The organism is Xenorhabdus indica, assembly GCF_014467235.1.
Lineage (GTDB): Bacteria > Pseudomonadota > Gammaproteobacteria > Enterobacterales > Enterobacteriaceae > Xenorhabdus > Xenorhabdus indica.
Genome location: NZ_NKHP01000126.1, coordinates 1 through 385, shown reverse-complemented (window position 1 = coordinate 385; position 385 = coordinate 1). Strand labels below are relative to the sequence as shown.

Annotated in this window: 1 tRNA gene and 1 rRNA gene; both read right to left on the bottom strand. The window is 50.1% G+C overall.

The features are described 5' to 3' along the window. Positions 1 to 176 precede the first annotated feature (176 nt). Positions 177 to 252 (bottom strand) — tRNA-Glu (locus Xind_RS19810). A gap of 81 nt (positions 253 to 333) precedes the next feature. Then, positions 334 to 385 (bottom strand): 16S ribosomal RNA (locus Xind_RS20755); the annotation flags it as partial.

The following is a 385-nucleotide window of genomic DNA, read 5'->3' as shown; positions in this document are numbered from 1 at the left end:
ACTGGGGTTGTTGAGAGACTCTTCAATGACCGCTTTCACTCAGAAAGCCGTGTCACTGAATGTTTCAATTTTTCAGCTTGTTCCAGATTGTTAAAGAGCTATTATTGCTAAACCGGCGGGCAAGCCCGCTTAGCAATAAGGTTGGCACCGTCTTTCACCCAATACCCCGAGCAAAGTGGCGTCCCCTAGGGGATTCGAACCCCTGTTACCGCCGTGAAAGGGCGGTGTCCTAGGCCTCTAGACGAAGGGGACTTTCAGTCTCTTCGCAGACGCTTGCTCGTCTTACTTTCATCAGACAATCTGTGTGAACACTCACATTTCACCATCTTCGGTTAAGGAGGTGATCCAACCGCAGGTTCCCCTACGGTTACCTTGTTACGACTTC